At 62.6% G+C, this 9789-nt stretch carries 12 protein-coding genes; 8 read left to right on the top strand and 4 right to left on the bottom strand.

Annotated elements, in window-relative coordinates; translation table 11 throughout:
* The first annotated feature begins 44 nt into the window (after positions 1-44).
* From VJ811_RS17485 to VJ811_RS17510, 6 genes are all read left to right on the top strand, one after another.
* Positions 45-1661 (top strand): MBL fold metallo-hydrolase, encoded by a 1617-nt coding sequence (locus VJ811_RS17485; protein ID WP_324074733.1) that lies wholly within the window; start codon positions 45-47, stop codon positions 1659-1661.
* A 93-nt stretch (positions 1662-1754) separates the two neighbouring features.
* Positions 1755-1934: a hypothetical protein gene (locus VJ811_RS19425; RefSeq protein ID WP_414711971.1), complete on the top strand. Its 180-nt coding sequence runs from the start codon at positions 1755-1757 to the stop codon at positions 1932-1934.
* A gap of 4 nt (positions 1935-1938) precedes the next feature.
* Positions 1939-2820: a zinc-binding dehydrogenase gene (locus VJ811_RS19430; protein ID WP_414711972.1), complete on the top strand. Its 882-nt coding sequence runs from the start codon at positions 1939-1941 to the stop codon at positions 2818-2820.
* Positions 2817-3470 (top strand): hypothetical protein, encoded by a 654-nt coding sequence (locus VJ811_RS17500; RefSeq protein WP_324074736.1) that lies wholly within the window; start codon positions 2817-2819, stop codon positions 3468-3470. The genes VJ811_RS19430 and VJ811_RS17500 overlap by 4 nt, the downstream gene beginning before the upstream one ends.
* A gap of 73 nt (positions 3471-3543) precedes the next feature.
* On the top strand, positions 3544-4101 hold the full coding sequence (locus VJ811_RS17505) for a hypothetical protein (RefSeq protein ID WP_324074737.1): 558 nt from the start codon (positions 3544-3546) through the stop codon (positions 4099-4101).
* Positions 4089-4463, top strand: a complete 375-nt coding sequence (locus tag VJ811_RS17510) for an STAS/SEC14 domain-containing protein (RefSeq protein ID WP_324074739.1) — start codon at positions 4089-4091, stop codon at positions 4461-4463. Before VJ811_RS17505 ends, VJ811_RS17510 begins: the two co-directional genes overlap by 13 nt.
* 95 nt (positions 4464-4558) lie before the next feature.
* Here VJ811_RS17510 and VJ811_RS17515 read toward each other — a convergent pair whose 3' ends face one another.
* The 4 genes from VJ811_RS17515 to VJ811_RS17530 form a co-directional block, all read right to left on the bottom strand.
* Positions 4559-4927 carry a hypothetical protein gene (locus tag VJ811_RS17515; protein WP_324074741.1) on the bottom strand — a complete coding sequence of 123 codons (369 nt, stop codon included), beginning with the start codon at positions 4925-4927 and terminating at the stop codon, positions 4559-4561.
* Positions 4928-4997: 70 nt separating this feature from the next.
* On the bottom strand, positions 4998-6113 hold the full coding sequence (locus VJ811_RS17520) for an O-antigen ligase family protein (protein WP_324074743.1): 1116 nt from the start codon (positions 6111-6113) through the stop codon (positions 4998-5000).
* 62 nt (positions 6114-6175) lie between these two features.
* Positions 6176-7210 carry a phosphatase PAP2 family protein gene (locus VJ811_RS17525; protein ID WP_324074745.1) on the bottom strand — a complete coding sequence of 345 codons (1035 nt, stop codon included), beginning with the start codon at positions 7208-7210 and terminating at the stop codon, positions 6176-6178.
* A gap of 53 nt (positions 7211-7263) precedes the next feature.
* Positions 7264-8058 carry a DUF2569 domain-containing protein gene (locus VJ811_RS17530; RefSeq protein WP_324074747.1) on the bottom strand — a complete coding sequence of 265 codons (795 nt, stop codon included), beginning with the start codon at positions 8056-8058 and terminating at the stop codon, positions 7264-7266.
* 534 nt (positions 8059-8592) lie between these two features.
* Here VJ811_RS17530 and VJ811_RS17535 point away from each other — a divergent pair.
* A complete protein-coding gene (locus VJ811_RS17535) occupies positions 8593-8790 on the top strand; it encodes a Flp family type IVb pilin (RefSeq protein WP_324074749.1) in 198 nt (65 codons plus the stop codon).
* 127 nt (positions 8791-8917) lie between these two features.
* A partial coding sequence (gene cpaB / locus VJ811_RS17540; protein ID WP_324074751.1) for a Flp pilus assembly protein CpaB occupies positions 8918-9789 on the top strand: 872 nt, incomplete at its 3' end.

A 9789-nucleotide genomic window follows, 5' to 3' on the forward strand; every position in this document is an offset into this window, starting at 1 on the left:
CAAGGCCGCGTCCCCTTCCACCTGCGAACGAAAGAGAGTTTGTCATGGCCGACGCCGAAACGCAGCTGAAGATCGCCTTTCATGGGGCCGCGGGCACGGTCACCGGCTCGTGCATGGAACTCACGCTCGGACAGCGAAGGCTTCTGATCGACTGCGGGCTGTTCCAGGGATCGCGAAGCCTCGAGACGCTTAATCACGGCGCCTTCGGGTTCGACGTCGGTACGATCGACGCGGTCCTTCTTACCCATGCTCATATCGATCATTGCGGATTGTTGCCGAAGCTGGCGAAGGAAGGATATCGTGGCGGCGTCTGGTGTACCGCGCCGACCGCCGACCTACTCGAATATATGCTCGCCGACGCCGGCCGAATCCAGGAAAGCGACACCGCGCGGCGGAACCGCCGCTACGACCGCGCGGGCGAAAAGATCTTCGAGCCGCTCTACACCGAGGCCGATGGACTGCGCGCGTGGCGCCTGACGCGGCCCGCCGAGCTTGGGACCTGGTTCGAGCCCGCACCGGGCTTCAAGGCGCGACTGTGGAATGCCGGGCATATTCTGGGTTCGGCCTCGGTCGAGCTTGAGGCGGGCGGGGTTCGCCTGCTCTTCTCGGGCGATCTTGGACCCGACAACAAGGCATTCCAGAGCGATCCCGATGCGCCCACGGGCATGGACTTCATCATATGCGAATCGACCTATGGCGACCGGCCGCGGCCGAAATTGACGATCGAGGACCGCCGTCAGCTCCTCGAAACCGAAGTGAAGGCCGCGCTCGCGCGCGGCGGCAATCTCATCATCCCGACGTTCGCGCTCGAGCGGACGCAGGAGCTGCTGCTCGACCTCGCTCACCTCGCCGAGGCGAACCGCATCTCGAACGTCCCCATCTTCGTCGACTCCCCCCTTGCGAGCCGGGCAACGAAAGTCTTCGCGGCGCACGCGGCCGAGCTCGAGGATGTCGCGGGCAGCGACATCTTCCGTCACCCCTCGATCCGCTATGTCGAGGATGTCGCCGAATCGATCCGCCTCAACAGCGTGTCGGGCGCCATCATTCTCGCTGCCTCGGGCATGTGCGAGGGCGGGCGCATCCGCCACCATCTCGAGCATAATCTGCATCGGCGCCAGTCGACGATCTTGTTCGTCGGTTTCCAGGCGCGCGGATCGCTCGGGCGGGTCATCCTCGATGGGGCCGAGCGCGTGCGGCTTTCGGGCAAGGACATCAATGTTCGCGCCGCCGTCCGGCGCATCGAAAGCTATTCGGCGCATGCCGACCGGGACGAACTCGCGGCCTGGATTCGGGAACGTCATCCGATCCGCGGCGGACTTTTTCTCGACCATGGCGAGAGCGAAGCGATCGAAGCGCTTCGCTTCCTCGTCCAATCCGAAACGCCGGGCCTCGCCGTCGTCGCTCCTGCGATCGGCGAGAGCTTCGCGCTCACCTCCGGCGCAGCCCCGAAGCGAATCCGGACCGGACGCGTCGATCTTGCCCAACTCGCGGGCGACGACTGGCAGAACGACTATGCCGATTTCGCCGCCAATCTGAAGCACAACCTCGCCCATATTCGCAGCGAGAAAGGTCGCCGCAAGGCGCTCGACGAGATGCGGCGGATCCTCGCCGGCTTTGAGGCGGCGCGCTCCGAACAGAAGCGGCGCCGCCGTGCGGCATAGGCAGAAACCTCAGATCTCGCGGTGCCGGCGCGACGATCGAGGCCGTCCAGGCAAAGGTCCAGGCGCCCTTCCATCCACAAAAGGAGACTTCGCATGAAAGCCCTCGTCTATCACGGCCCTGGCCTGAAGGCCGTCGAGGAGCGGCCCGTCCCCAAAGTGCAGGATGCGGGCGACGCGATCGTGCGCATCACCAAGACGACCATTTGCGGGACCGACCTTCACATTCTCAAAGGCGGTCCCCAGCTGCGAGCCGGGGCGCATCCTCGGACATGAGGGCGTGGGCATCATCGACAGCATCGGGGCGGGCGTGACGGCTTTCGCGCCCGGCGATCATGTTCTGATCAGCTGTATCACCGCGTGCGGGCGCTGCGAATATTGCCGCCGGGGCATGCAATCGCATTGCGCGACGGGCGGTTGGATTCTCGGCAACATCATCGATGGCACCCAGGCCGAATATGTTCGCATCCCGCATGCCGACACGAGCCTCTATGCCATCCCCGAGCAGGCCGACGAGGATGCGCTGGTCATGCTCAGCGACATCCTCCCGACCGGCTTCGAATGCGGCGTGCTCAACGGCAAGGTCGCCCCGGGATCGACCGTAGCGATTGTCGGCGCGGGGCCGATCGGGCTTGCCGCGCTGCTCACCGCGCGACTCTTCTCGCCCGCCCGGATCATCATGATCGATCTGGACGAGGCACGTCTCGCTGTCGCGCGCCGGTTCGGCGCCAGCGACACGATCAACAGCGGCACGCGCGACGCCGCAGCGGCGCTGATAGAGATGACCGGCGCGCGCGGCGCCGATACGGTGATCGAGGCGGTCGGCATCGCCGCCACCTTCGAACTTTGCCAACTGCTCGTCGCAGCCGGAGGAAGGATTGCGAACGTCGGCGTGCATGGCACCAAGGCCGATCTGCATCTTGAGCGCCTGTGGTCCCACAATATCACGATCACGACGCGATTGGTCGACACCGTTTCGACGCCGCAGCTGCTGCGGATGGTCGAGGCGAAACAATTAGACCCCGAACAGCTTGTCACCCACCATTTTGCGATGGCCGACATGATGGAGGCTTATGACGTTTTCTCCCGCGCACCTGAGACGAAGGCGCTCAAGGTCATCATCGAAGCGGCCGATCCGCGCGCGGCGAGGTCCGCCGCGTGACGCAGCGCATGCACGAGATCGCGCGGACCATCGTCGATCTGCAGGCCGAACTCGATCGCGAGATCGAACATCGGCGCCGGGCGCTGGGCGTGCGGGTCCATGACCGGCTTGTCGAATTCGAGCGCGGCATCGTCATCGAACAACGGAAACTCAAGACCAGCGTGCGCGCTTTTCTAGCCCGCTCCTCCTTCGGTGCTGTGATCAGCGCACCCGTCATCTACTCGATGCTCTTGCCGCTGCTCCTCCTCGATATCTGGATCAGCGTCTACCAGGCCATCTGCTTTCGCGCCTATGGGATCGCCCGCGTCGAGCGGCGCGATTATATCGCGTTCGACCGGGGACGCCTCGCCTATCTCAACTGGGTCGAAGCCCTGAACTGTGCCTATTGCGCCTACGCCAATGGCGTGATCGCCTACGCCCGCGAGATCGGAAGCCGGACCGAGCAATATTGGTGCCCGATCAAGCATGCGCTCAGGATCAGCGACCCGCACCAGCGCTATTATGAGTTTCTCGAATTTGGCGATGCCGAGGGGTATCGGACGCGCCTTGCCGCATTCCGCGCGTTGCTGAGCGCGGATGGCGACGACAGCTCCGCCGAGTGCGGCGCCGCATCGCGGCGGACGGAAGCGCAGGAACGGACGGGTCCGTAGAATCCCGCAATGCGGCGCTTCCAGCGCTGCGTTATGCATGCTCCCAACGCCATTTCCGCAAGGGAGACAATTGATGATTGCGACCAATGTGCCCGCCCGCCCGGTGCAGAGCAGCCTCTGGAAAGAAATCTCGGTGCTCGAGATCGGCGTGGCGGCGTGTCTGCTCATCCTGTTCGTCCTCTCGCGCACCTTTCTCGAGACGATCGCCGCCATCTATATGCTGGTCGCCGCGATGCTGTTCGCCGCGATCGTGCAGGGCCGCATGGCGGCGACCTGCAATGACCGGCTGGACCGGCGGCTCTGGCTCGCAAGCGCGCTCGCCTGCCTGATTCAGGCGATCATCCTGTTCGTCGATCCGCTGCTCGGCGGTTATCATACCGCAATGGCGATGGCGGGCATTCTCGCGGTTGGAGCGGCGGCGCGGCTGACGCTCGCCCTCGTGCGGGGCCATGCGGGCCGCGGCTGGCTCTATCTCTCGGGCGCGGTCAGCATGATGGTCTCGCTCACGATCGGGTTCGCCTGGCCGTTCGCCTCGATCCTCCCTGCAGCGCAGAGCCTCACGCTCGACCTGCTCGCCGTCGCGGCGATGCTGGCGAGCGTCACCGGAAAGGCCAAGTCATGTTCGAAATGATCCACACGAGGGATGATGTGCTCGCCGTCCGTGTCGAGGGCAAGATCACGGGAGAGGATCTAACCTCGATCATGGACCGGCTCGACACCGCGATGGCGGCAAACGAGACCGTCCATGTCTATGCCGAGACGCGGTCGATCGACGGTATCGAGATCAGCGGGCTGGCCGCGCATATCGCGCGGGCCGTACCGCTTTTCGCAAAGCTCGAGCGGTTCGGGCGCGTCGCGGTCGTCGCCGATCAACTATGGATCCGGGCCCTCACGCGGATCGAAAGCGCCCTTCTGCCGCATATCGGCTATCGGGTGTTCAAGCCCGAGGATCGCGGCGCGGCGCTGATGTGGGTCGAAGGGCGCGGCGAATGACCGCACCCGCCCGCTGGGTCCCTGGCCGATGGCGTCCGGGTCGCCGCCCGTGGCATGCCTATGCCCCCGGCCGGCCTCGCGGCGCGGCCACGCCATCAGGCTGTAATTTCCGTACCGGTGCGGGCCGACGTCGCCGGGAACTCGCCGTCATAGACGAACTCCGCTTCGCGCAGGTCGATCCGCGGGAACGCGTCCTTACCGGCGCCGACGATCAGCACATCGACATGAAGAGGCGGAACCCGACCCCAAGGCCCTTTGATGTTGCTTCCAGACATCTTCCGCTCCCTCTTCGCTGATAGGTTCAAAACATGGCGACCGAACGCGCGGCAGGCATTGATCTTGGTCAACAGGCGCAGGAACTCCTGCGAGGCGCGGCGGTCATCAATCGCGGGCACGTAGTCAAATTCTGACCTTCCCATGATCGTTCTCCTGAGGCCAACATGGCCGAGGAAGAAACGCTTCAAATTCTTTGGTCGCAAGCATTCGCGAAGCAGACTGTCTTATCGGTGGCATCGCGTGGAAACCGGCGCGCAGCTATCGCATTTCGGTTGCACTTCCTTCGCCGGCTGCAAGCAAGGCTGCGCAAAGCGCAAATACCGACACCGAATGGATGTGAAACAGGCTTCCGTCGATCAGCGAAAAGGCTGCGATGTTGCATATCGCAAATATCAGCGGCGCGTTTTGCCGATTGGCATTCCGACGCCCCCTGTCGGCGAGCAGAGCGGCCAGAACGGCAATCAGGCCAAAGCCGACAACTCCCCAAGCCAATAATATCTGCAACACGATGTTGTGTGGTTGCGCAAAACGGGATTGGAGCAGCGTGCTGAACTGGGCCTCGCCCCAGCCGAGCCAGGGCCTTTGACCGATCAGGGAGGCGGTCTGCCGCCAAATCTCGGTCCTGCCGCTGTCCGTCTGATCGAACAACAGGCGTTCCGCACTTCCTTGATCCAAAGGCCAGACTTGCGAGGCGGCCAGCGCCAATAATGTGGACAGCAAAACCGCACCGAGAAAGCGGGGCGTCGCCTTGGCCGCGACGGGAACGAAGAGCACGGCCACGACATATCCTCCGATCACAGCGGTCAAGCTGCCCCGCGACCCCGTCCATAGCGCGAGCGCGAGCGCGAATATGGCTATGGCCAGCCCCACCCTGCGGCTCTCCAGCCACCCCCCGGCGCACAATCCAAAAATGACGGCGCAATAATAGCCGAGCCACCGGATGTTATTGAACGATGGCGAGTCTTGATACCAGTTGTGACCATGTTCAGAATGCAGCGCATAATAGGCAATCAGCACCGCCCCGAACAAGGCGAACGCAATCGGCATTGCGCGCAATATCTGCGGCACGGTCAGCAGCCCGTGCCGGGCGAGCTGGTAGATCCCGAAGCCGAAGAGAAGGTGATTGACCCATAGCAGGGTCATGAAAAGGCTGGTGGCCGGATCGGGCGCACGCGCGGCGCTGAAAAAAGCGACCGCGACGAGAAAAAGAAGCAGCGCCGCAGGAAACCGCGGCACGCGTGGGAAACGGCGCGTCTCGACAAGGGCCACGATGGCGATCGCCAACTCGACTGCAACGATCGGCAGCGCATAGGACCGCGCCAAGCTCCGCGTCGGCGAAAGTTCGTGTCCCCAGCCGATCGCGAGGAGCAGCATAGGGGCCAGCGCAATCGACCAGGCGAGATACCAGCCCCGAGGGCGCGACGCAGCAGTTGCGCTCATCGGGCGCGGTCTGGGAGCAGGCCCGGCACGGACGGCTGCTGCACGCCGTTCGTTGCCGCCGCGCGCCGCCGAAACGCCCCCCACAAGAGCAGGGTCGTGACGATCGATAGATACCCGTCGATCGCATAGTGATAGGCGAGGTGGACGGAGCCGATCAGGATTACGGCCGCGTAAATACCGAAAAAGACGCCCATCGCGCGATTGATCCGCCGGGCAGCGAGAAAGAAGAGGACAGCGAGCGAAACATGCATCGATGGCATTGCCGAGATGCCGCGGCCGAGCTCGGCCGATCCCCCGCCATGCCATCGAATGAGCTGTTGCTGCACCTCGATCGACATGATGGGCCAATGCATATTGGCGCGATGCAGATAATCCATCTGCTCGGCAAAATGATGATTATCCAGCATGGCGCCTGCGAAGCAGGGCCCAACCGATGCGAAGGCGATAGCCAGGAGCACACCATTGACCGTCCAGATGGCGAAAAACGACTTGAAGTAGCGCAGCCGCAGGTCGCGGTCGCCAACATGGAGCGCGACAAAAATCGTGCCCATGTAAATGAGGAGGATCCAGATCTGGTAAAGAGTCGAAATCGCAAAGGTCAGGATCGGGAAACCGAGGACGGGTTGAAGCATGCGCCAGGCATCGGTCCCGTGAATCAGCTGGTCTAGATCGATGAAGCTCTGGTCCCACCGATAGTCCTGGAACAACGGAATCGCGCTTTTCATGGCCGAAAACGTCGGGAGGAAGATGATCGCGGCCAGAAGAATCGGCCATGAGTGCATCAACCGCGCGCGGTATTCATGGCCGAAATCATGTATCCAGAGATAAGCGAGGGGATACGCCGGTCGGTCGCGAAGCAGGTGCCAGACCAAGCGAACCGAAGACATGACAAACCAGGCCGCAACGAACAGGATGAGATTTGCGGCATAACCCGCCAGCCTGAAGGGATTGACCCCGACCGAATGAAGCGCGACCGCGAACAGGGCGACAACAAGCAGGATGACCAGGGAAAGCCGGATTTCCGCTCTCATTGCCTTCCCCCATTCAAGCCGCGCGCCCCCGCGCGCCGGCACCCTCGCCTCGTTTAGGCCGGCTGGCGCCAGCGATAGGTGACGTTTACGCGTTCCGATAGCATCAGATAGGGCATCCAGACGATAATGCTGATGAACGCTTTTTCGAGATTGCCTTCGATCAGGGGTGCGAGCGCCGCGGCGACGGCGGCGGGCAGGTGCGGAGCGCCGCTGACATATTGGGCTATTGCCAGCTGCGAAGCGACATCGATGCACCAGGTGAGCAGCAGCAGGCGCGGGAAAAAGGGCATGCGGCGCAGAGCCATGAAGAAGCACAAGGTATAGAGAAAGTTCATCACCACGATGTCTGTCGCCATCGCAAGGTAGATCATTTGCCCCCACGGCGGCGCCGCCGCGGTCATCGCCGGCACGCCCGCCATGAATTCGGCCGTACGGAGGGGCAGGTTGAGCAACATGCCGACCAGCAGCGAGGCCATCATGCCCGCCGGGCCAAACGCGCGGTGTCGACGCGCCGCCACCGGATCGAGCGCGCGCCAGTTGCCGAAGCGCGCTAGGCGTATTTCGGGCTGGGTGAAATCGATACCGCGCGGAAAAAGGCAGTTGGCGACCCAGTAGCCGAAAAAGGGACTGGCGAGGACCAGCATGTGCGGGACAAAAAGCATCAGCGCCGATGCGAGGCCGCCAGATGGAAGCGACGAGGAAAGGATGCGGCCGGCCGAGAGAAGCGCGATAACGATAACCCAGCCCAGCAGCATTCGCCGGACGCTGTCTTCGAGCGCCGCAACAAAGTGACGGCTGCGGTCGAGCAGTTTCAGCCTTACTCGCTCGAAGGCGGCATTTGCGATCATGATCGACACCTCTCGTGGCCTTGCACCAGTTTAAAGCAATTATGGTTAAGATAATGTTCCGCTGGATTCGTAAGGTCCGCTTTGCGGAAAAATAGCGATGCCTCTCGAAGTGCCAGTCGGCATGCGAAATATTTTTTAGCGACATAGAGCCTAGATAACCGCTTCGACGATAATGCGAGTTATTTGCAGATAATAATTAAATTAGCCATGATTAAACCAAATTACGAATCGGAGTCGAATCGATCGGCAGTTAACCATTTCACGGCCCGCATTCTGAAAATAGTTAATCAGACAATGAATATTAAGACTTTATAAACAAAAGTTAATATTTTGTTGACGGTTTGCCGGAAAAGGTTTTGAATCAACCTGTTCCTTGCTGAGGGACCGCATTGACAGGTTGAACCGGCGCCAGCCGGATATTCTACACCGGGTCGCGTCGGTTCCACTGCACTCCTTCAGCAGGAATGTCTGCCGACTCCATGGGGGGGGAGGACAGACATCAACCGCTCTCGATGCGGTTACAGGAGTCTGACCATGAAGAATTTTCTGAAGAATTTCGTGCGTGACGAAAGCGGCGCCTCGGCCGCCGAATATGCCCTGATCCTCGCGATCGTCGGTACCGGCATTGCGCTTGCGGCGTGGAACCTCGGCGGCGCCATTCGGGGCGCCATGAGCAATGCGACCGACTGCATTCCGACCACAGCGGGTCAAGCGCCGGCAGCCGGTTGCTGATTAAGGTGGAAATCCCTGCCGGAACCTTGGTTCCGGCAGGGAATTTTACTTGGCCAATTCCGGGGGGACACGGGCCATGCCGTCGAATCGGACACCATATATCGTAGGGATCGCAGTCCTTTTGGGCTTGATCGTCGTATTCCTCGCCAACCGTTATTTCAGCGGCATTGAAGAACGCCAGCAGCGGCAGGTCGAGCAACTGCAACTCGTCCAGGTGCTCGTCGCGTCGCAGCCGCTGGCCTTCGGCACCGTGCTGACGGCGCAGAATACGAAACTGGTCGGCTGGCCCGCCAATTCGCTACCGCAGGGCGCGTTCAAGACGTCGATCGGCGTCGTCAACAATCCGCGGGGGCCGCGCGTCGCGCTGCGCCCGATCGCGGTGGGCGAGCCGATCCTCGCTTCCAAGATTTCCGGCGACGATGGCCGCGCCAGCATTTCGGCGCTGTTACCCGAAGGGATGCGCGCCGTTGCGGTGCGCGTCGACGATGTGACCGGCGTTGCCGGCATGATCGCGCCGGGCGACATCGTCGACATCCTGCTGACGCGCCAGATGGCGGGCGAGAGCGCCGACCGCGGCGACCAGGTCACCGACGTCCTGCTCGAAAAAATCCGCGTCATCGCGATCGACCAGATAGCCGACGAGAGCAAGACCGATCCCAAACTCGCCAAGACGGCGACGCTGGAAGTCGACCCGGTCAGCGCACAGAAACTGGCTCTGGCCCAACGCGTCGGCGCACTGTCGCTCGCGCTGCGCAATGTCACGAGCATCGAAGACGGCGCCAACATGTCCATCACTCAAAGCGACCTGGGTGGCGGTTGGCGTTCGGCTCCGGCGCGGCGGGCCCGGTCCCCGGGTTTAGAGGGCCTGCCGCCCGGTTTCTATTCCGAAAATCCCACCTTGCCGTCGCGCGCCGCGCCCGCCGGGCCGCGCCTGCCGCTTCCCGCACCGCGCCCCATCGGCCCCTCGGTCGAAATCGTCCGCGGCACCGCGCCGACTGT

Origin of the sequence: Sphingopyxis sp. (assembly GCF_035250425.1) — a bacterium.
In the GTDB taxonomy this organism is placed as follows: Bacteria; Pseudomonadota; Alphaproteobacteria; order Sphingomonadales; family Sphingomonadaceae; genus Sphingopyxis.